Here is a 21,188-nt window from a genome sequence, read left to right as displayed (position 1 = left end):
GAACACGGAAGTTAAGCTCTTCAGCGCCGATGGTAGTTGGGACGCGAGTCCCTGTGAGAGTAGGACGTTGCCGGGCAATTTAAGAAACCAGTTCAGTTGATGAGCTGGTTTTTTTGTGCTTTTTTGGGGATTGAGGTTGAGTTATCAGCATGATTTGTAGGCTGGAAAGAAGACATAAGTTGAAAAAATGGGACAAAGATGAGTAAAATCTGAGGGAAAGCCAAGCTTTTTAAAATTGTTATATCTACCCATGACAATTCATATTAAGCACATTTCAGCTCAGATTCTGACATCACTTATATACGTCTTACCGTACATACTTTGATGTGTTTTTGCTGGAGAATAGGTGTGAGACGGCACAGTGTTAAACTGAAATTCCTATCCATAAAGAAGAAAACTTTTGCCAGTCCACGCTTACACCAGTCACATAAAATTCTGTAACAAAACTTCCGAAAAGAGTACTAAATGGGATACACTACTAGTAGAGTAAGTAACAGAAAGGACGAGGGTCGATTGGCTAAGCCAAAGAAACAAAAGTTTGAATTGCAGGAGAATGAAAGCATTGATGAATGCTTGGAGCGTATGAAAAAGGAAGGATACTTTCCCGTAAGACGTATGGAGAAACCAATTTTTAAGGAAGTGAAGAATGGCGATCAGATAGAATATATTCCGGTTGCACGCCAGATTATTTTTGAAGGCAAATCAATTGATTGAAAACCGAACGATATTGCATTAAATAACAGAAGTGTTCGGTTTTTAGTTGACATACAATTAGCCCTATTGGTAAGATAGGTACGAACAATAAGCATTAAAATAAATAATTCTCTCATATAATAGCGGGGATATGGCCTGCAAGTTTCTACCCAAAGACCGAATAAATTTTTGGACTATGAGAGAAAGCGGACCTCACCTTATATGTGAGGGCATAGTACTTGTCCTAAGTGCTCGGTTTGGCATAGCATATAAGCTGTGTGGACTGCTTTCTCTTTTTTGAAAGTGTGTTCATGCAGCTTTTTTATTTGGAGGCGAAAATGATGAATGACCTTAAGGTTGGAGTAATCATGGGAAGCATATCAGACTGGGAAACGATGAAGCATGTATGTACTATTCTGGATGATTTTAAGGTGGCTTATGAGAAAAAAGTAATTTCAGCTCATAGAACGCCTGATTTAATGTTTGAATATGCCCAAAGCGCGCGAAGTCGTGGACTAAAAGTGATTATAGCCGGTGCAGGCGGAGCAGCCCATTTACCTGGGATGGTAGCAGCCAAAACCACTTTGCCTGTAATTGGTGTGCCTGTGCAATCCTACGCTCTAAACGGTTTGGATTCTTTGCTGTCTATTGTTCAAATGCCGGGTGGTGTTCCTGTAGCAACGATGGCGATTGGCAAAGCCGGTGCAAAAAATGCAGGTCTTTTAGCAGTACAGATATTAGGGACCTTCGAGCAAGAATTGGCTGAAGAACTTGAACAATATAGATTAAAAATTCAAAGACAATCAATTGAAAGTTGTGATGAACTTGAGTAAGCAGGCACCAGTTATTTTACCTGGCCAGACGATTGGGATAATAGGTGGCGGTCAGTTGGGGCGAATGCTGGCATTGGCAGCCAGAAATTTAGGTTTTAAGATAGCTGTGCTTGATCCAACGCCCAACAGTCCTTGCGGCCAAATTGCGGATATGGAAATCACGGCCCCATTTAATGATGTAGAGGCTCTGCAGCGCTTGGCAAAGATAAGTGATGTACTCACATTTGAATTTGAAAATATTGATGCTGATGCGTTAGATCAACTAACGGGTAATCCATATATTCCGCAGGGTACAGATATATTAAGAATTACGCAGGATCGGGTTCTTGAAAAACAGGCGATTGAGAAATCAGGTGTCAAAGTTGTCCCGTTCGAGGTCATTGCAAGTTTTGAGGATCTTCGTCAAGCTATTTCTAAACTTGGCTATCCTTCTGTCTTGAAAACAGCGCGAGGTGGTTATGATGGAAAAGGACAGCTTGTTATACGGGATAAAGGAGATTTAGCCAAAGGCTCTGAATTGCTGAGCCATGGAGTTTGTGTTTTGGAGAGTTTTATACCGTTTCAAAAGGAAATTTCAGTGATAGTAACTCGAAAATTGGATGGTTCCATACGGGTGTTTCCTGTTGCAGAGAATATTCACGTCAATAATATTTTGCATCAATCGATTGTCCCGGCGAGAATCAATGAAAACACCCAAATCCATGCAATCGGATCGGCTGTACAATTGGCAGAATCATTACAGGTGGTTGGTACATTAGCCGTTGAAATGTTCCTGCTCGACCAGGATGATATTTTGGTGAATGAATTAGCGCCGAGACCTCATAATTCCGGACATTTTTCGATTGAGGCTTGTGAAACCTCTCAATTTGAGCAACATATAAGAGCGGTGTGTAATTGGCCGCTTGGTCATACTGAATTACATTCCAGTGCGGTAATGGTCAATGTTTTGGGTCAGCATTTAGAACCGGTTATAAAGGCTTTAGGGAATGAGCCTGATTGGAAAGTACATATTTATGGGAAGCGTGAAGCGAAGAAAGATAGAAAAATGGGGCATATTACAGTCTTAGGAGAGCATCCGATGGAAATATTAGAGATGCTTAATCAATCAAATATATGGACTGAACAAACAGGAGACAAAAAAGAAAAGGTGGATATGAAATAATGATTGAACGTTATACAAGACCGGAAATGGGAAAGATTTGGACAGAGGAGAATCGTTTTCAAGCATGGCTCGAAGTAGAAATTTTGGCTTGTGAAGCCTGGGCAGAGCTTGGTGCAATCCCTAAAGAGGATGTAAAAGTAATGAGAGAGCGTGCTTCCTTTGATGTGAATCGTATCAAAGAAATTGAAGAAGAAACCAGACATGATGTGGTTGCCTTTACGCGTGCCGTTTCAGAATCGCTGGGAGAAGAACGGAAATGGGTTCATTATGGTCTGACTTCTACAGATGTAGTCGATACGGCTTTATCTTATTTGCTCAAGCAGGCCAATGATATTTTAATCGCTGATGTGGAGCGGTTTATTACAATTTTGGCAGAAAAAGCGAAGGAGCATAAATATACGGTTATGATGGGACGTACTCATGGCGTCCATGCTGAACCAACGACATTTGGTTTGAAAATGGCATTATGGTATGAAGAAATGAAGCGGAATCTAAAAAGACTAAAAGAAGCTGCAGATACAGTAGAGTATGGTAAAATCTCCGGTGCTGTTGGAACATATGCGAACATTGATCCATTTGTAGAAAAGTTTGTGTGTGAAAATCTTGGGATCAAACCTTCTCCAATCTCTACCCAAACCCTACAGCGCGACCGACATGCACAATACATGTCTACATTAGCATTGATTGCGACTTCTATTGAAAAATTTGCAACTGAAATTCGTGGTTTGCAAAAGAGTGAGACACGTGAAGTAGAGGAATTTTTTGCGAAGGGGCAGAAGGGTTCTTCCGCTATGCCGCATAAACGCAATCCAATCGGTTCGGAGAATATGACTGGGTTGGCCCGTGTGATTCGCGGCCACATGATGACGGCCTATGAAAATGTTTCACTTTGGCATGAACGGGACATTTCACATTCTTCTGCTGAAAGAATTATCCTCCCGGATGCGACCATTTTATTGAACTATATGTTAAACCGCTTCGGTAATATCGTGAAAAACTTAACGGTGTTCCCTGATAATATGAAGCGTAATATGGACCGCACTTATGGTCTGATTTATTCACAGCGTGTATTGCTTGCTTTAATTGATAAAGGATTGTCTCGTGAAAAAGCGTATGATACCGTTCAGCCTAAGGCGATGGAGGCATGGGAAACACAGATTCAATTCCGTGAATTGCTAGAAGCGGATGAAACAATTACGGCCTACCTGTCTACTGAAGAATTGGATGATTGCTTCGATTACCATTATCATTTGAAAAATGTAGATTTCATTTTTGAACGTATGGGGCTGTAATTTTAACGAGGGGCACTACTTAATAAAGGTTGAGGGGTGCCCCTTTTACATTAATTCCATCCGTGTTTGGCTTATCAGGATTATTACCATATAGGAGGATATCCAATTGGCGAAGAATGAACTTCTTTACGAAGGCAAGGCAAAGCAAATTTATGCAACTGATAATCCGGAAATCGTCCTAATCCGATACAAGGACTCAGCAACTGCATTTAATGGGGAAAAGAAAGCAATGATTGAGGGGAAGGGACATCTGAATAACCAAATCACGAGCCTGCTATTCGAATGGCTTCACCTTAATGGTATTGAATCGCATTTTATTAAAAAAATATCAGAAACAGAACAGCTCGTTAAACGAGTCACCATTATTCCTTTAGAAGTAGTAGTCCGCAATGTTGCTGCCGGCAGTTTTTCTAAAAGATTGGGTGTAGAGGAAGGAACACCTCTTAAAAGGCCGATTGTGGAATTTTATTATAAAGACGATAAGCTTGGTGATCCGCTATTAACAGAAGATCATATTAACGTCCTGGACCTTGCTACAGCTGGAGAAGTCGAAATATTAAAAAAACAGTCTATGCAAATCAATGAAATGTTGCGAAGCTTATTTGCTTCTATGGACATCAGATTAATAGATTTTAAGCTTGAGTTTGGCAAAGATGAGAAGGACCATGTCCTGCTTGCGGATGAAATTTCACCGGATACTTGCCGTCTTTGGGATTCGCATACAAATGAAAAGTTGGATAAGGATATATTCCGCCGGAATCTCGGCAGTTTAACAGATGCCTATAAAAAAATTCTTGCTAAGCTGGAGGACGTTCAACATGTATAAAGTAAAGGTTTATGTCACTCTTCGTGAAAGTGTATTGGATCCGCAGGGAACTGCTGTACAAAAGTCATTGAATGCCATGAATTTCCCGGAGGTTCGGGATGTGCGAATTGGCAAGTATATGGAGTTGGAACTCTCTGAATCTACTGCTGATGTTGATGAGGCGGTCCGCAATATGTGCGAAAAATTGTTAGTCAATACGGTCATTGAAGATTATCGATACAGCATAGAGGAGGTTATCGGACAGTGAAATTCGCCGTAATCGTCTTTCCGGGATCCAATTGTGATATTGATATGTATCATGCCGTTCGTGATGAGGTTGGAGAAGATGCGGAATATGTTTGGCATACGGAAACGAGTCTCGAAGGCTTTGATGCTATCCTGCTGCCTGGAGGGTTTTCGTATGGTGACTATTTACGGTGCGGTGCAATTGCCCAATTTTCACCCATTATGGAGGCTGTGAAAAGAGCGGCATTGGATGGTATTCCGATCCTCGGTGTGTGTAATGGATTCCAGGTATTACTGGAGGCGGGATTGCTGCCGGGAGCTATGCGGCGTAATGCTGATTTGAAGTTTATTTGCAGACCGCAAAAGTTGAATGTTGTGAACAACGAAACTCCTTTTACGAGCTCCTATACCAAAAATGAACAAATCACTATCCCGATTGCTCATGGCGAGGGAAATTACTATTGTGATGAGGAGACGCTGGAACAGTTAAAGACACAAAATCGAATTCTGTTTACGTATGATAGAAATCCAAATGGCAGTCATCAGGATATCGCGGGAATTATGAATAAGCAAGGCAATGTTCTTGGGATGATGCCCCATCCGGAAAGGGCTGTTTCCTCCTTACTTGGCAGTGCCGATGGAATCAAGTTATTCAAATCGATTGTTCAATACTGGAGGGAAACAAATGTCGTTAATGCTTGAGCCAAGTCCAACCATGATTAAAGAAGAACGAATTTATGCCACAATGGGATTGACGGATGATGAGTTTGCCAAGATAGAAAAAATTCTTGGGCACTTGCCAAACTATACAGAAACTGGTTTGTTTTCAGTTATGTGGTCTGAGCATTGCAGCTATAAAAACTCAAAGCCTGTATTAAGGAAGTTCCCAACAACAGGTAAACGTGTACTGCAAGGGCCCGGAGAAGGTGCGGGTATTGTGGATATTGGTGACGGGCAAGCGGTTGTTTTTAAAATTGAAAGCCATAACCATCCCTCCGCAATCGAACCATATCAAGGTGCAGCCACAGGCGTGGGTGGAATCATCCGCGATGTCTTTTCCATGGGGGCTAGACCGATTGCCATGCTGAACTCCTTGCGTTTTGGAGAATTAACAACTCCACGGATGAAGTATTTGTTTGAGGAAATTGTAGCTGGGATTGCCGGATATGGAAACTGTATCGGAATACCAACTGTTGGTGGTGAGATTCAGTTTGATCCTTCCTATGAGGGGAATCCTCTTGTAAATGCGATGTGTGTCGGCTTAATCAATCATGAGGATATTAAGAAGGGTCAGGCGCATGGAGTTGGAAATACAGTTATGTATGTCGGGGCAAAAACAGGTCGTGATGGCATTCATGGAGCAACCTTCGCCTCGGAGGAATTAACAGATGATTCTGATTCCAAACGGCCAGCCGTACAAGTAGGGGACCCATTCATGGAAAAGCTTTTACTTGAAGCATGCCTGGAGCTTGTAAAATCGGATGCACTTGTAGGAATACAGGATATGGGCGCAGCTGGATTAATCAGTTCCTCTGCTGAAATGGCCTCCAAAGCGGGATCCGGAATTGAAATGAATTTAGATAGGATTCCTCAGCGAGAAACAGGAATGACACCTTATGAAATGATGTTATCTGAATCACAGGAGAGAATGCTGATTGTAACCAAAAAAGGACGGGAGCAAGAAATCGAAGAGCTGTTTGGAAAGTATGGCCTTGAAGCGGTCGATGTGGGCACTGTAACGGAAGATAAAATGATTCGCTTAACATATAGAGGCGAAGTGGTGGCAAATGTACCAGCAGATGCACTAGCTGAGGAGGCGCCAGTTTACTATAAACCGTCCAAAGAGCCTAATTATTTTCAAGAGTTTCAAGCGATGGAAGATGAAGTACCTGTCATCAACAACTATACAGAAACTCTGCTATCGTTATTGGCACAACCGACTATAGCGAGTAAGGAATGGGTTTATGACCAGTATGATTATATGGTACGCACGAATACGGTTGTAGGGCCAGGTTCTGATGCAGCCGTCGTTCGTATTCGCGGCACGGAAAAAGCGTTGGCGATGACAACAGACTGCAATTCCCGCTATCTCTATTTAGACCCGGAAACAGGCGGTCAAATTGCGGTGGCTGAAGCAGCACGTAATATTATTTGTTCAGGCGGTGAACCGTTGGCGATTACAGACTGTTTGAACTTCGGGAATCCGGAGAAGCCTGAAATTTTCTGGCAGCTCGAAAAAGCGGCAGATGGATTAAGTGGAGCATGTCGTGTACTAGGGACACCGGTGATTGGTGGGAATGTTTCCTTGTATAACGAAACAAATGGAGAAGCGATCTACCCGACACCGGTCGTTGGCATGGTTGGACTTGTTCATAATCTCAAGCATATCACCACTCAATCCTTCAAAGAAAAGGGAGATTTAATCTACTTAATAGGAGAAACATATGCTGAATTCGGCGGTAGTGAGCTGCAAAAATTCATGAATGATGGACGGATTTTTGGTAAAGCGCCCCATCTGAATCTTCAGGTTGAAAAAGACCGGCAGGAAAAGCTGTTGAAAGCGATTCAGGCGGGTGTAATAAAGTCAGCTCATGACCTGGCAGAAGGAGGATTATCCATAGCACTTGCAGAAGGATTGTTTGGCGCAGAAAACCTTGGTTTTGAAGTGAATTTAGAGGGGGATTTGGCCACCCGGTTGTTTGCAGAATCACAATCCCGTTTCCTTGTGACTGTATCGCCTGAACAAGTCGGACCTTTCAAAGAAATTATTCCGGAAGCGGTTCAAATAGGTATTGTAACAGATACAGAAAAATACGTTATTCATGCCGGCCAGGAAGAGACAGTTATTGATATTGAAGCAAAACAACTACTGATAGCCTGGAAGGGAGCCATACCATGCTTGCTGAAATCCGTGGACTAAATGAAGAATGTGGATTGTTTGGAATCTGGGGACATACTGAAGCATCTCAACTAACCTATTATGGTTTACACAGTCTGCAGCACCGTGGACAGGAAGGAGCGGGAATGGTCGTTACAGATGGCCAAGTATTGAAATCGCATAAAGCAGAAGGACTTGTGAATGAAGTTTTCAATCAAAAGATCATTGAGGATATGAAGGGACGGAGCGCAATCGGCCATGTTCGCTATGCGACAGCAGGAGGAGGCGGAGTGGCAAATGTTCAGCCATTTTTGTTTAATTCTCAGACTGTCGGTAGTTTTGCTCTCGCTCATAATGGAAATTTGGTAAACGCAACCCAATTAAAAAATCAGCTTGAAATAGATGGGAGCATTTTTCATACAACCTCGGATACAGAGGTCCTGGCCCACTTAATTAGGCGCTCTGGTTCAGCTTGTTTTAAGAAGCGAATAAAGCAGGCTTTATCGTTCGTCCAAGGGGCCTATGCATTTCTGGTCATGACAGAAACAGAAATGATGATTGCTGTGGACCCACATGGATTGCGTCCTGTCTCCATCGGACGAATCGGTGAAGGATATGTAGCTGCATCTGAGACATGTGCCTTCGATTTAATAGGTGCTGATTATATTCGGGATGTTCGGCCCGGAGAGCTGGTGACGATTAATGATGACGGCATCCAATCAGAGTATTTTGCTGAATCACAGGGCAAAGCCATGTGCAGTATGGAGTATATTTATTTTTCAAGACCCGATAGCAATATAGATGGTATTAACGTTCATACGGCCAGGAAGAACCTGGGGAAACAACTGGCTATTGAAGCGCAAATTGAAGCGGATGTTGTCACAGGTGTACCGGATTCAAGTATATCGGCAGCTATCGGTTATGCCGAAGTAAGCGGGATTCCATATGAGATGGGGTTAATTAAAAATCGATATGTGGGACGGACCTTTATACAGCCATCCCAATCTCTACGTGAGCAAGGGGTGAAAATGAAGCTGGCCCCAGTGCGCGGTGTGGTCGAGGGCAAAAGGGTCATCATGGTGGATGATTCGATTGTAAGGGGAACGACCAGCAGGAGGATTGTGACGATGCTTAAAGAAGCCGGCGCAAAAGAGGTACATGTGTGCATTAGCTCTCCTCCAATCAAAAATCCCTGTTTTTATGGAATTGATACATCGTCCAAAGAAGAGCTGATTGCCGGGTTTAACTCGGTTGAGGAAATCAGGGAGATGATCGGAGCAGATTCTCTGACCTTTTTAAGTGTGGAGGGGACGGTTGAGGCAATTGGCAGGCCTTTTGGTGGCGAGTATCGAGGTCAATGCATGGCATGCTTTACGGGGAACTATCCAACTGAAATTTATGCCACCGATGATCAGGCATATGAAAAAATAAAGTAACGGCAATAGATTATTGACAGGAAGTATGAAAGGATGGTCACTTTGGCGAACGCATATAAACGTGCAGGAGTGGATATTGAAGCAGGCTATGAATCCGTCTCACGTATGAAAAAGCATGTAAGCCGTACACAAAGACCAGAGGTACTCGGTGCTTTGGGCGGGTTCGGAGGTATGTTTGATTTGTCGGCATTGTCCCTTAAGGAGCCTGTACTCGTTTCGGGAACAGATGGAGTCGGGACTAAATTGTTGCTCGCTATGATGATGGATAAGCACGATACAATTGGTGTTGACTGCGTTGCCATGTGTGTAAATGATATTATTGCCCAAGGTGCAGAACCATTATATTTTCTTGACTATATTGCTTGCGGAAAAGCAGAACCGATAAAAATTGAGGCAATCGTAAAAGGAATAGCGGATGGATGTGAGCAGGCAGGCTGTGCCTTAATTGGCGGTGAAACGGCTGAAATGCCTGGAATGTATTCTGTAGATGAATATGATCTGGCTGGTTTTACGGTTGGTGCGGCAGAAAAAAGGAAGCTGATTGATGGAAGCCTTGTACGAGATGGCGATGTATTAATTGGGCTGCCTTCAAGTGGGATTCATAGCAATGGGTTTTCGCTAGTGAGAAAGGTATTACTTGATGAATCGTCAATGAAATTGGATCAATTTATCAAAGAGTTGGATTGTATGCTTGGAGAAGAATTACTGCGTCCAACTAAGATTTATGTAAAACCCATCCTTGAAGTTTTGAAGTCCGGCTCAGTTCATGGAATCGCCCACATTACCGGAGGAGGATTTATCGAAAATATACCGCGCATGCTTCCGGATGGATTTGGGGCGGAAATTAAAAAAGGAACATGGGAAATTAATCCGATTTTCAACCTTATAAAGGATAAAGGATCACTTGAAGAGGATGACATGTATTCGATTTTTAATATGGGGATTGGCATGGTTCTAGCTGTACAGGCTGAAAAAGCGAGTGAGCTAATTGGTACCCTGAATCAATTGGGGGAAGACGCAAAAAGAATCGGTCGGGTGATTCAAAAAGAAGGCGTGCATTTCCGTTGATTTACAAAAAGGCAAAGACAATTTAGTAGCTTATTAAGTTGAAATCATATAAGACTAAGGGAGAAGCTATGAAAAAAATTGCTATATTTGCATCAGGTAATGGCAGTAACTTTCAAGCGATAGCAGAAGCGGTGGAAAAAGGAAAATTGTATGCCTCGATAGAATTGCTGATTTGTGATCATCCAGGTGCTTACTGTATAGATAGGGCGGAAAAGTTAAATATTCCGGTATTATCCTTTTCTCCAAAGGATTTTCCTTTGAAAGAGGATTATGAACAGCAAATTTTACAGGAGTTGCAGGCGAAAGAAGTCGAGATGATTATTTTGGCAGGCTATATGCGATTAATTGGCTCAGTGCTGTTAAGGGCCTATCCTAATCACATTATTAATATTCATCCTTCTTTATTGCCAGCCTTTCCAGGAAAAAATGCCGTTTTGCAGGCGATAGAAGCAGGCGTCGAAGTGACGGGGGTTACGGTTCATTATGTAGATGAAGGCATGGATACGGGACCGATTATTGCACAGAGAGCCGTCTCGATACATAAAGGGGAGAGCGTGGAGGAGATCCACAGGAAAATTCAGCAGGTAGAGCATAACCTATATCCACGCATTATAGAGCAGTTAAGCAACGAACAGGAGGAGAAAGTATGAAAAAGCGGGCATTGATCAGTGTATCAAACAAAGAGGGGATTGTAGAATTCGCCAAAGGAGTTACGGAGCTGGGCTTTGAGATTATTTCCACAGGTGGAACCAAAAAAACATTGTCGGATCATGGTATTCCAGTTATCAGCGTCAGTGACGTGACAGGTTTTCCGGAAATAATGGATGGGCGCGTAAAAACTTTACATCCCTATATTCATGGGGGTCTCCTTGGAAAACAAAACGATGAATCCCATATGGCTCAGCTTGAAGAACAAGGGATTGCTCCTATTCAGCTGGTTTGTGTGAACCTTTATCCATTCCAAGAAACGATTGCTAAACCAGGCGTGACAGTTGAAGAGGCAATCGAGAATATTGATATTGGCGGTCCTGCAATGCTGAGGGCCTCTGCTAAAAACCATGAGTCTGTAGCAGTTGTGGTGGATCCTGCTGACTATGGAAAAGTACTTAATGGTTTCCGTAATGGAGAACTTTCCTTATTGGATAGAAGAAAGCTGGCGGCAAAGGTTTTTCGCCATACAGCGGCTTATGATGCCCTGATTGCTGAATACATGACAAATTTGGCAGAAGAGGATCAGCCTGAAAACTATACTGTTACATACACGTTAAAGCAACCACTTCGCTACGGTGAAAACCCTCATCAAAAAGCTGCGTTTTATGCAAAACCACTTGGCTCTACTTTTTCAATTGCAGCAGCCAGGCAGCTGCATGGTAAGGAATTATCCTATAACAATATCAATGATGCAGATGCTGCCCTGCAAATCGTGAAGGAATTTGAACAGCCGGCTGCTGTTGCTGTGAAGCATATGAATCCTTGCGGCGCAGGAACTGGAGACACTATTTATGAAGCATTCCAAAAGGCATATGAAGCGGATCCTACATCTATCTTTGGCGGTATTGTTGCGTTAAATCGGGAAGTAGATGCTGAAACGGCGAAACTGCTTCATGAAATTTTCTTGGAAATTGTGATTGCCCCATCATTTACTGACGAGGCATTAGAGGTCTTAACATCTAAGAAAAATATTCGCTTACTTACTATTCAATTTGAGGGAAGAGAGAAAAGGGAGAAAAAACTATCTTCCATTACAGGCGGTTTACTTGTCCAAGAGTCAGATGAGGCAACTATACAGGATGCAGAGCTTCAGGTTGTTACAAAAAGAGAACCTACTGAAGCTGAATGGAAAGCTCTTCAATTTGGATGGAAACTCGTAAAGCATGTTAAATCAAATGCAATCATCGTAACAGATGAGCAAATGACACTGGGAGTAGGTGCTGGTCAAATGAATCGTATCGGCGCTGCGAAGATTGCCTTAGAACAGGCTGGTGAAAAAGCGAGAGGCGCCATTATCGCATCAGATGCATTCTTTCCAATGGATGACACAGTGGAAGCCGCGGCCAGAGCCGGGATTACCGCTATCATTCAGCCAGGCGGATCAAAGCGAGATGAGGACTCTATAAAAAAAGCAGATGAGTATGGTATTGCGATGGTTACTACCGGAGTACGGCATTTCAAACATTAAGAGGGAGAGACACGAGATGATGAAAGTACTTGTTATAGGGCGTGGAGGTCGCGAACATGCATTGGCCAGAAAATTTGCTGAGAGCAAGCGCGTTACAAAAGTATTTGTAGCACCAGGCAATCCCGGAATGGCAGATGTTGCTGAGATTGTGGATATCCAGGAGATAGATCATACCAGATTAGTTGATTTTGCGAAAGAAAATGAAATAGAACTAACATTTATAGGTCCGGAAACTCCTTTAGTGAACGGAATTGTAGATGAATTTCTGGACCATGACCTAATCGTATTCGGACCCACCAAAGCTGCCGCCATAATAGAAGGAAGTAAGTCTTTTACGAAGGATTTGCTGAAAAAATATGATATTCCTACAGCAGAATATGAAACATTTACGGATTATGAAAAGGCAGTCCAATATGTAAAGAAAAAGGGTGCACCAATTGTTATTAAGGCGGATGGTCTTGCAGCAGGCAAGGGTGTAGTCGTCGCAATGACGGAAGGGGATGCGCTCAGTGCCTTGAAAGAAATGCTGCTCAATCAAAGGTTTGGAGAGTCTTCTAAAAAAGTTGTGATTGAGGAATTTTTGATTGGGGAGGAGTTCTCCTTTATGGCTTTTGTAAATGGAGAAAAGGTCTATCCGATGGAAATTGCTCAGGATCATAAACGTGCTTTTGATGGTGATAAAGGTCCGAACACAGGTGGAATGGGAGCTTACTCTCCTGTTCCGCACATCAGTCAAGACATGGTTAGCCAGGCGTTAGCGAAAATTCTGATACCGACAGCAAAGGCAATGGTGAAAGAGGGTAAATCATTCACCGGGGTCCTTTATGCCGGATTAATCGCTACTGCTGAGGGTCCAAAGGTGATTGAGTTTAATGCCCGATTTGGTGACCCGGAAACACAGGTCATCCTACCAAGGTTAAAGTCAGATTTTATGGATGTGGTTGAAAACGTTCTGAATTCTGTCGATATGGATTTGGAATGGTCTGAAGAAAGTGCCCTTGGAGTCGTCATGGCAGCTAATGGCTACCCAGGTGAGTATGAAAATGGCAGTATTATAAAAGGCTTAAAGTATGTTGATATCGATGCACATATTTATCACGCAGGGACAAATAAAAATGAACTGGGTGAGTTTTTGACAAATGGAGGAAGAGTCCTCTTACTAACTGCACTCGGTAAAACACTGGAGATTGCCCAGAAAAAGGCTTATCGGGAGCTAGAGGGAATTCAATGTAATGGTCTCTATTATCGCCATGATATTGGAGAGCGTGCTATTGAAAAATATAACGGTTAGAGGCTGTTTATTAGCTAGTTAGTAATGCAAGGAACATTAAATTGGCTACTGGTCGACCTGAAGAGGTCGGCCTTTTTCATATGCCAAAAAGGTATGCAGAGGAGCATGGTTAACGTTGGCAAAAAGTGATCCAATCACTTTATGTTTAGTAATAAGATAAATTTTAAATCGCTTCAAACAAACTTCAACAAATCAGAAGGGAATTCGCGTAAAATCTATTAATATCGCTCAATCACAGTATAATTCGCTCTATTCTCTGAAATTCGCTCATAAATCCTCTGAATCGCTCAATAATCTTTGGTTTCGCTCATATATTTTTAAAATCGCTCAATAGTTTAACAATTTCGCTCATATACCTTTAAAAAACAATAATATTCTTAAATATTAGACTAGAAAAATCATTAATTGATTTTCTGCGACAAAAATCACTAAAAAGATATCATCTTTTAAATAGAAATGATGTTTTCTGAAGAAATATAGGATAGTTCCTATCCACATGTTTTTTCTTCCTGCATCTTGAGAGCGATAAAATAAATAATGCGGCTTTACAGGTTTAGTTTAAAGGGGCAAGGGAAGAGTCTATTTGGGGGTTGTCCAATCTTTTTCCTTTATTAAAGGGAACTTTTTAATGTGATTATACGTAAAAGTCTTATATCCAAAAATACTTATAGTTATTTAATAATGCTGAAATGTAAAGAATTACAAATTAATTTCATTCTTTAATGCTCTAAATAATAAAAATATGTTAGTATATTGAAAAGGCTTACATTTTAATTTTAAAAATGGAAGGGCGATGCTTCCGTTTTTTTAAATATAAGAAATGATGTTTTGCGAAGGGGGTATTTTTATGCTTGGACAACGATATAGATGGAAAAATAAACAACTGCGCGAGCATGTTCATGTGATAGATGGTAAAGTAGCGCCAACTCTTGTTTTAACGAATGCCGTGTATTTGAATCAGGTGTTTAAAAAGTGGATGAAGGCGAATATATGGATCTATGAAGATCGAATTGTATATGTCGGGGATAACATGCCTGTTATACAGGACGGGTATGAGATTGTAGACTGTACGGATCAATACCTGGTACCAGGTTATATTGAACCGCATGCCCATCCATATCAATTATATAATCCGGCTACTCTTGGCATGCATGCTGCTCAATATGGAACAACCACCTTAATCAATGATAACATGCTTTTGTTTACTCTTTTGGACAATAGACAAGCGTTTGCACTGCTGAAGGAATTACGTCATCTTCCAATCAGCATGTATTGGTGGGCCAGATTGGATTCTCAAACTGAGCTGAGAAATGAAGAGATGGTATTCTCGCATTCTAATGTAAAGAGCTGGCTTGAGCACGATGGAGTCCTGCAGGCTGGAGAGCTAACAGGATGGCCGCGTCTTCTTGATGGAGATGACATGATGCTTCACTGGATACAGGAAGCAAAAAGAATGAGAAAGAAAATTGAAGGACATTTCCCGGGCGCTTCTGAAAAAACATTATCTAAATTAATGCTGCTTGGTGCGGATTGTGATCATGAGGCTATGACAGGAGAAGAAGTCATTCGCAGACTGATGCAGGGATATGATGTGTCCTTGAGGCATTCATCCATTCGTCCGGATTTACCCCGTATTTTGGATGATTTAAAAGAATACGAATTGAACTCCTATGATCGATTATTTTTTAATACAGATGGTTCAACACCTGGATTTTATAAAGATGGATTTACGGATCAATTAATCTCGATAGCAATTGAAAAAGGTGTGCCTATTATTGATGCGTATAATATGGCTTCCTTAAATATAGCTCGCTATTATAATATCGATTATTTACACGGAAATATTGCGACAGGACGAGTAGCCAATATTAACTTCCTGTCTGCCAAGGATCAGCCTACTCCTCACTCTGTTTTATCAAAAGGGCAGTGGGTGAAAAGGGATGGAAGACAGGTTGAAACGAATCGAACATCGATCGCCTGGAAAGACTTTGGCCTTAGCCCTCTGGAGCTTGATTGGGAGCTTACAGATTACGACTTCCAATACTCAATGCCATTTGGCATCAATATGGAAAATAGCGTCATCACTAAGCCATATTCGATTCATATTGATATTTCAAGAGAAGTTTTGGATGAAGACCATGATGAGAGCTTTTTTACGTACCTAACAAGAGATGGTAAATTCAGAATCAATACGATATTAAAGGGGTTTGCCAACCGTTTGTATGGATTTGCTTCATCCTTTTCTAACTCTGGGGATATATTGTTGATTGGAAAAAGTAAGAAAGATATGAGACTGGCTTTTAACCGAATGAAAGAAATCGGTGGGGGAATTGTGATTGCAGAGAAAGGTGAAATATTGTTCGAAATGCCTCTGGAGCTGCAAGGAATGATGTCTAATCAAGAACTCCCGATTTTAATAGAAGAAGAAACTAGATTGCGAGAAATATTGACTGAAAAGGGATACCCATTCGAGGATCCGATTTATTCTTTACTGTTCTTTTCCTCTACTCATTTACCTTATATAAGGGTAACACAGGCAGGATTATATGACGTTATGAATAAATCTGTACTCTTTCCGACTATAATGCGTTAAAATAATAAAGAATAGAGAAAAATAAAAGGTAGATCATGGTGGGTTAATTTCACTTTAAGGGGTGTAGGGCATGTTGAGGAAAGCTGGGTTCATGGTGGCTTTAGTTTTTGTCCTTCTGGCAGGGTGTTCAGGGAATAAGGAAGAAACCATTATTGATAAACCTCAAACTGATAAAGAAGAGGTAGCTGCTAAGCCGGTGAATACGTATCCGTTAACGGGTGTGGGAACGGACGAAGAGGTCAACCACAGGGCTGTATCGGTTATGGTCAATAATCATCCCAAAGCAAGACCACAGTCTGGCCTATCTAAAGCAGATGTCGTATATGAGGTTTTAGCTGAAAGTAATATAACTAGGTTTTTGGCTATCTACCAAAGCGAATTTCCTGAAAACATTGGGCCAATTAGAAGTGCGAGAGATTATTATATAGAGCTTGCCAAAGGATATGAAAGCCTGTATATTTTTCATGGCTGGAGTCCTGATGCGAAAAAGCTGATTCAATCTGATTATATAGACCACTTGAACGGACTTAACCATGACGGGACACTCTTCAAACGATCTTCTGATCGAAAAGCGCCGCATAATTCCTATATCACCTATGAAAATATCTTAGAGGGTGCACAAAAAGAAGGTTATTCAATGGAAGAGAATACCCCGCCGTATAGCTTTTTTTCCGACGATGAAACAGGATTAATTTCCGGTGATGACTATAAAGTTGCTGCTCTATCTTATGGATCTCTAGATTATGATGTGACCTATAAGTATGATTCGGCGAGTGAAAAGTATACACGCCATACAGCGGGAGTACGCACGGAAGATCAAGATACGAAAGATCCCGTTCTACTGGATAATATCCTTATTGTGGAAGCTATTCATAAGGTGATTGATGATAAAGGCCGCAGGAGTATTGATTTAACTGCGGGCGGAGATGCATACTTACTGCAAAAAGGTAAACGCCTGGAGATTCAATGGGTAAGTAAAGATGGTCGAATTGTACCTGTATCCGGTGAAACGGAAGTAAAATTGGTGCAGGGAAAAACATGGATTAATATTATTCCGGATCAACCGGGCTTAAATAATAGTGTCAAACTCTCAAATGATTAGGAGGAACCTGGATATATGCAAATTAACAAACTAAAAGGGAAAGAGTTGGATCAATTATTCAACGCGATATTATCCTTGAAAGATCTCGATGAATGTTATCGTTTCTTTGATGATTTATGTACGGTGAATGAAATACAATCTCTTGCCCAACGCCTCGAGGTTGCCCGAATGCTTGAAGAAGGTAAAACGTATCATATGATTGAAACTGAAACCGGAGCAAGCACTGCAACTATTTCAAGGGTTAAACGTTGTTTGAATTATGGGAATGATGCGTACTCAATGGCACTGGGAAGATTAAAAGAAGATAATGCCTGAAATAAATAAAAGCAAGCAGACCGCGTGGAATATGCACATCGGTTGCTTGCTTTTTTATATGTACTCAGGCTGGGAACGTATCATCTAATTGACAATTAAGTAGGCGCGCACCGGGGTAGAGCACATATTTATTACCGGTTAGATAACAGTTGTGCATATGAATTTTCTAACTCTTTGGGAACTCTAAAAGGAATGCTATAATGGTTAAATGGAAATTAGAATGGGGGCTGTTTTGCATGTACGATTTTCGCGAGTGGAAACATGTGTTTAAACTCGATCCTAATAAGGAAATTTCAGATGAAGCACTCGAAAAGGTTTGTGAATCGGGTACGGATGCTATTATTGTCGGAGGAACAGATGGTGTTACACTAGAAAATGTTCTGGACTTAATGGCCCGCGTTAGGCGTTATACATTGCCTTGTGTGCTTGAAGTATCAAATATAGAATCCATAACCCCGGGATTTGATTTGTATTTTATACCATCTGTTTTAAATAGCAGGAATCCGGATTGGATTCTTGGTTTGCATAAAGAAGCAATTAAAGAATTTGGCCACATGATTAATTGGGACGAAATGCATGTGGAAGGATATTGCATCATGAATGCTGATTGTAAGGCAGCAGATTTAACGGATGCCAATACCGATTTGACGGAAGAAGATGCGGCAGCCTATGCTCTTGTGGCAGAAAAAGTATTAAATTTGCCTATTTTTTATTTGGAATACAGCGGAAAGTATGGGGATCCAGCACTTGTCAAGACCGTTAAAAATACATTGATGAATACAACGCTATTCTACGGCGGAGGGATTACAAGCATCGAAAAAGCTGAGGAAATGTCCAGCTTGTCAGATGTAATTGTAGTCGGAAACCTCGTCTATGAGGATTTAAAAACGGCTCTCTTGACAGTAGATTCTGCCAAAAAGAATAAATAAAATTGTCGTTAAAGCCATTGGATGAAGTATAATAAGAACAAATGTTCGTTAGGGTGGTGTCATAATGCAATTCTTAACAGATCGACTGTTAACGGGATTAAATAATAAACAAAAAGAGGCTGTACAAGCTACGGATGGACCTTTGCTAATTATGGCCGGAGCGGGCAGTGGGAAGACAAAGGTACTTACCCACCGCATTGCCTTTCTAATTGTAGAAAAAGAAGTAGCACCGTGGAATATTCTTGCCATTACGTTTACCAATAAGGCAGCAAGAGAAATGAAGGAAAGAATTCAGGGAATCCTAGGCGGCGCTGCAGAGGATATTTGGATTTCTACTTTCCACTCAATGTGCGTGCGAATCCTGCGCCGTGATATTGACCGAATTGGTATGAATCGCAATTTCTCAATTCTTGACCCAGGTGATCAGCAAACGGTTATTAAGCAAATAATGAAAGAGAAGAATATTGATACGAAGAAATTCGATCCTAAGACGATTCTTGGGTCCATTTCCTCTGCCAAAAATGAATTGATCAACTATGAGGAATTTGCGAACAGTGCAGGCAATTACTATGAGCAAACAGTAGCTGATCTTTATACAGAGTATCAGAAGCGACTCCGTAAAAATCAGGCATTGGACTTTGATGATTTGATTATGAAGACATTTGAACTTTTTGATAAGGTTCCGGAAGTACTGGAATTCTATCAAAGAAAGTTTCAATATATTCACGTGGATGAGTATCAGGATACGAACCGTGCACAATATATGCTTGTAAAGAAATTGGCACAGCGTTTTAAAAACCTATGTGTAGTTGGTGATTCCGATCAGTCCATCTATCGCTGGCGTGGTGCTGATATTGCCAACATTCTCTCCTTTGAAAAGGATTATCCTGATGCCAATGTTATTTTGCTTGAGCAGAATTATCGCTCCTCAAAACGGATTTTAGCGGCTGCCAATGGAGTAATTAACAACAACCTGAATCGTAAGGAAAAGAATTTGTGGACAGAAAACCTGGAAGGGAATAAGTTGGCATATTACCGTGCGGACAGTGAACAAGGTGAAGCACAGTTCGTTGCTGGAAAGATTAAAGAGCTGACAGAACAGCAAGGGAAGAAGCTATCTGATATTGCCATTTTGTACCGTACGAATGCTCAGTCAAGGGTAATGGAGGAAGTTCTGCTTAAATCCAATATTCCATATACGATTGTTGGCGGTATTAAGTTCTATGATCGTAAAGAGATTAAAGATATTCTTGCTTATCTGCGACTCATTGCCAATCCGGACGATGATATTAGCTTGCGCAGGGTCATCAATGTTCCAAAGCGTGGAGTTGGAGCAAGCTCAGTTGATAAAATTGCTAATTATGCTGCCGATCATGATATTTCTATGTATCAGGCTATGATGGAGCTTGAATTTATTGGACTTAGCGGTAAAGCTTATAATGGGGCTGCTGAATTCAGGGACCTAATTAAAAACTATACGCAAATGCAGGAATTCCTGTCTGTTACAGAATTAATAGAAGAAGTCATTGAAAAATCAGGGTATCGAAAGTCGTTGGAAATTGAGAAGACGATTGAAGCAGAAACACGCCTAGAGAATATTGATGAGTTCTTATCTGTTACGAAAAACTTTGAAAAGGGCAGTGATGATAAGAGCCTGGTTGCCTTCTTAACAGACCTTGCTCTTGTTGCGGACATTGACCGTATGGATGAGGATGAAGCCGTGACAGATGGCGTTGTATTAATGACACTTCACTCGGCAAAAGGGCTGGAATTCCCTGCTGTATTCCTGATTGGACTTGAAGAAGGTGTCTTCCCGCATAGCCGTGCCTTAATGGAAGAAGCGGAAATGGAAGAAGAACGACGGCTTGCTTATGTTGGGATCACACGGGCTGAACGTGAATTATTTATTACGAATGCACAGATGCGTACATTATATGGACGTACTAATCTGAACCCTGTATCTCGCTTTATTAAAGAAATTCCACAGGATTTAATTGAACTGTTAAATCCGCCTGAAGAGCAAAGGCAGTCAAGACCTTCCTTTATGCATTCAGGTTCAGGTACAAGAACTAGAACGGGTATAAATGGTGCCGGTCTTAACAATTCAGGAATCAATGGTGCAGCAAGACCTAAAACTGTCGGAAGATCGATGATGAATGAGTCCGGCGGAGAAAAACTCGACTGGCAGGTTGGCGATAAAGCGGCCCATGGTAAATGGGGCGTAGGTACAGTTGTCAGCGTAAAAGGAAGCGGAGACGGTCTGGAGCTGGATATTGCATTCCCATCTATGGGTATCAAACGACTCCTTGCCAAATTTGCACCAATCACAAAACAATAGTCCGCAAGAGAAACATTGAGTAGAGAGG

18 protein-coding genes, 1 rRNA gene and 1 riboswitch are annotated in these 21,188 nt (G+C 41.5%); all 19 genes read left to right on the top strand.

Going from position 1 to position 21,188, the window contains the following annotated elements:
- Positions 1–76 (top strand): 5S ribosomal RNA (gene rrf, locus AC4BHA_RS15685); the annotation flags it as partial.
- Positions 77–513: 437 nt separating this feature from the next.
- Complete coding sequence (locus AC4BHA_RS15680; RefSeq protein ID WP_066108532.1) at positions 514–714, top strand: NETI motif-containing protein; 201 nt, start codon at positions 514–516, stop codon at positions 712–714.
- Positions 715–806: 92 nt separating this feature from the next.
- Positions 807–910, top strand: a riboswitch (purine riboswitch).
- Positions 911–1,034: 124 nt separating this feature from the next.
- A complete protein-coding gene (gene purE / locus AC4BHA_RS15675) occupies positions 1,035–1,526 on the top strand; it encodes a 5-(carboxyamino)imidazole ribonucleotide mutase (protein ID WP_490558894.1) in 492 nt (163 codons plus the stop codon).
- Complete coding sequence (gene purK, locus AC4BHA_RS15670; protein ID WP_066108528.1) at positions 1,513–2,688, top strand: 5-(carboxyamino)imidazole ribonucleotide synthase; 1,176 nt, start codon at positions 1,513–1,515, stop codon at positions 2,686–2,688. The genes purE and purK overlap by 14 nt, the downstream gene beginning before the upstream one ends.
- Positions 2,688–3,980, top strand: a complete 1,293-nt coding sequence (gene purB, locus AC4BHA_RS15665; RefSeq protein WP_066108525.1) for an adenylosuccinate lyase — start codon at positions 2,688–2,690, stop codon at positions 3,978–3,980. Before purK ends, purB begins: the two co-directional genes overlap by 1 nt.
- A 100-nt stretch (positions 3,981–4,080) precedes the next feature.
- Positions 4,081–4,806: a phosphoribosylaminoimidazolesuccinocarboxamide synthase gene (gene purC / locus AC4BHA_RS15660; protein ID WP_490558893.1), complete on the top strand. Its 726-nt coding sequence runs from the start codon at positions 4,081–4,083 to the stop codon at positions 4,804–4,806.
- Positions 4,799–5,053, top strand: a complete 255-nt coding sequence (gene purS / locus AC4BHA_RS15655; protein ID WP_066108519.1) for a phosphoribosylformylglycinamidine synthase subunit PurS — start codon at positions 4,799–4,801, stop codon at positions 5,051–5,053. The genes purC and purS overlap by 8 nt, the downstream gene beginning before the upstream one ends.
- Positions 5,050–5,733 (top strand): phosphoribosylformylglycinamidine synthase subunit PurQ, encoded by a 684-nt coding sequence (gene purQ / locus AC4BHA_RS15650; RefSeq protein ID WP_066108516.1) that lies wholly within the window; start codon positions 5,050–5,052, stop codon positions 5,731–5,733. The genes purS and purQ overlap by 4 nt, the downstream gene beginning before the upstream one ends.
- Complete coding sequence (purL, locus tag AC4BHA_RS15645; RefSeq protein ID WP_140462127.1) at positions 5,717–7,951, top strand: phosphoribosylformylglycinamidine synthase subunit PurL; 2,235 nt, start codon at positions 5,717–5,719, stop codon at positions 7,949–7,951. Before purQ ends, purL begins: the two co-directional genes overlap by 17 nt.
- Complete coding sequence (purF, locus tag AC4BHA_RS15640; protein ID WP_490553633.1) at positions 7,927–9,345, top strand: amidophosphoribosyltransferase; 1,419 nt, start codon at positions 7,927–7,929, stop codon at positions 9,343–9,345. Before purL ends, purF begins: the two co-directional genes overlap by 25 nt.
- Positions 9,346–9,387: 42 nt before the next feature.
- The gene (purM, locus tag AC4BHA_RS15635) at positions 9,388–10,413 is read left to right on the top strand and encodes a phosphoribosylformylglycinamidine cyclo-ligase (protein ID WP_148631358.1); all 1,026 of its coding nucleotides are present in this window, start codon (positions 9,388–9,390) and stop codon (positions 10,411–10,413) included.
- A gap of 68 nt (positions 10,414–10,481) precedes the next feature.
- The gene (purN, locus tag AC4BHA_RS15630; RefSeq protein ID WP_066108508.1) at positions 10,482–11,063 is read left to right on the top strand and encodes a phosphoribosylglycinamide formyltransferase; all 582 of its coding nucleotides are present in this window, start codon (positions 10,482–10,484) and stop codon (positions 11,061–11,063) included.
- Positions 11,060–12,592: a bifunctional phosphoribosylaminoimidazolecarboxamide formyltransferase/IMP cyclohydrolase gene (gene purH / locus AC4BHA_RS15625; RefSeq protein ID WP_066108505.1), complete on the top strand. Its 1,533-nt coding sequence runs from the start codon at positions 11,060–11,062 to the stop codon at positions 12,590–12,592. The genes purN and purH overlap by 4 nt, the downstream gene beginning before the upstream one ends.
- A gap of 19 nt (positions 12,593–12,611) precedes the next feature.
- Positions 12,612–13,883 carry a phosphoribosylamine--glycine ligase gene (gene purD / locus AC4BHA_RS15620; protein WP_490558892.1) on the top strand — a complete coding sequence of 424 codons (1,272 nt, stop codon included), beginning with the start codon at positions 12,612–12,614 and terminating at the stop codon, positions 13,881–13,883.
- Positions 13,884–14,730: 847 nt separating this feature from the next.
- Positions 14,731–16,476, top strand: coding sequence for an adenine deaminase C-terminal domain-containing protein (locus tag AC4BHA_RS15615; RefSeq protein ID WP_066108501.1), 1,746 nt, complete (start codon positions 14,731–14,733; stop codon positions 16,474–16,476).
- 70 nt (positions 16,477–16,546) lie between these two features.
- Positions 16,547–17,578 (top strand): DUF3048 domain-containing protein, encoded by a 1,032-nt coding sequence (locus tag AC4BHA_RS15610; RefSeq protein ID WP_148631360.1) that lies wholly within the window; start codon positions 16,547–16,549, stop codon positions 17,576–17,578.
- A 15-nt stretch (positions 17,579–17,593) separates the two neighbouring features.
- Positions 17,594–17,893, top strand: a complete 300-nt coding sequence (locus AC4BHA_RS15605) for a YerC/YecD family TrpR-related protein (RefSeq protein ID WP_066108496.1) — start codon at positions 17,594–17,596, stop codon at positions 17,891–17,893.
- 236 nt (positions 17,894–18,129) lie between these two features.
- The gene (pcrB, locus tag AC4BHA_RS15600; RefSeq protein WP_066108493.1) at positions 18,130–18,822 is read left to right on the top strand and encodes a heptaprenylglyceryl phosphate synthase; all 693 of its coding nucleotides are present in this window, start codon (positions 18,130–18,132) and stop codon (positions 18,820–18,822) included.
- A gap of 64 nt (positions 18,823–18,886) precedes the next feature.
- The gene (gene pcrA / locus AC4BHA_RS15595; protein ID WP_066108490.1) at positions 18,887–21,160 is read left to right on the top strand and encodes a DNA helicase PcrA; all 2,274 of its coding nucleotides are present in this window, start codon (positions 18,887–18,889) and stop codon (positions 21,158–21,160) included.
- Positions 21,161–21,188 lie beyond the last annotated feature (28 nt).

Source organism: Pradoshia sp. Z3_51, from assembly GCF_058215915.1.
This window is presented reverse-complemented; position numbering and strand designations above follow the sequence as displayed.

What these genes read in the sequence shown, in the direction of transcription:
- purE (WP_490558894.1), top strand. Translation starts at nt 1,035, where the DNA reads ATGAATGACCTTAAGGTTGGAGTAATCATGGGAAGCATATCAGACTGG.
- purK (WP_066108528.1), top strand. Translation starts at nt 1,513, where the DNA reads ATGAACTTGAGTAAGCAGGCACCAGTTATTTTACCTGGCCAGACGATT.
- purB (WP_066108525.1), top strand. Translation starts at nt 2,688, where the DNA reads ATGATTGAACGTTATACAAGACCGGAAATGGGAAAGATTTGGACAGAG.
- purS (WP_066108519.1), top strand. Translation starts at nt 4,799, where the DNA reads ATGTATAAAGTAAAGGTTTATGTCACTCTTCGTGAAAGTGTATTGGAT.
- purL (WP_140462127.1), top strand. Translation starts at nt 5,717, where the DNA reads ATGTCGTTAATGCTTGAGCCAAGTCCAACCATGATTAAAGAAGAACGA.
- purF (WP_490553633.1), top strand. Translation starts at nt 7,927, where the DNA reads ATGCTTGCTGAAATCCGTGGACTAAATGAAGAATGTGGATTGTTTGGA.
- purN (WP_066108508.1), top strand. Translation starts at nt 10,482, where the DNA reads ATGAAAAAAATTGCTATATTTGCATCAGGTAATGGCAGTAACTTTCAA.
- purH (WP_066108505.1), top strand. Translation starts at nt 11,060, where the DNA reads ATGAAAAAGCGGGCATTGATCAGTGTATCAAACAAAGAGGGGATTGTA.
- purD (WP_490558892.1), top strand. Translation starts at nt 12,612, where the DNA reads ATGAAAGTACTTGTTATAGGGCGTGGAGGTCGCGAACATGCATTGGCC.
- AC4BHA_RS15615 (WP_066108501.1), top strand. Translation starts at nt 14,731, where the DNA reads ATGCTTGGACAACGATATAGATGGAAAAATAAACAACTGCGCGAGCAT.
- AC4BHA_RS15610 (WP_148631360.1), top strand. Translation starts at nt 16,547, where the DNA reads ATGTTGAGGAAAGCTGGGTTCATGGTGGCTTTAGTTTTTGTCCTTCTG.
- AC4BHA_RS15605 (WP_066108496.1), top strand. Translation starts at nt 17,594, where the DNA reads ATGCAAATTAACAAACTAAAAGGGAAAGAGTTGGATCAATTATTCAAC.
- pcrB (WP_066108493.1), top strand. Translation starts at nt 18,130, where the DNA reads ATGTACGATTTTCGCGAGTGGAAACATGTGTTTAAACTCGATCCTAAT.
- pcrA (WP_066108490.1), top strand. Translation starts at nt 18,887, where the DNA reads ATGCAATTCTTAACAGATCGACTGTTAACGGGATTAAATAATAAACAA.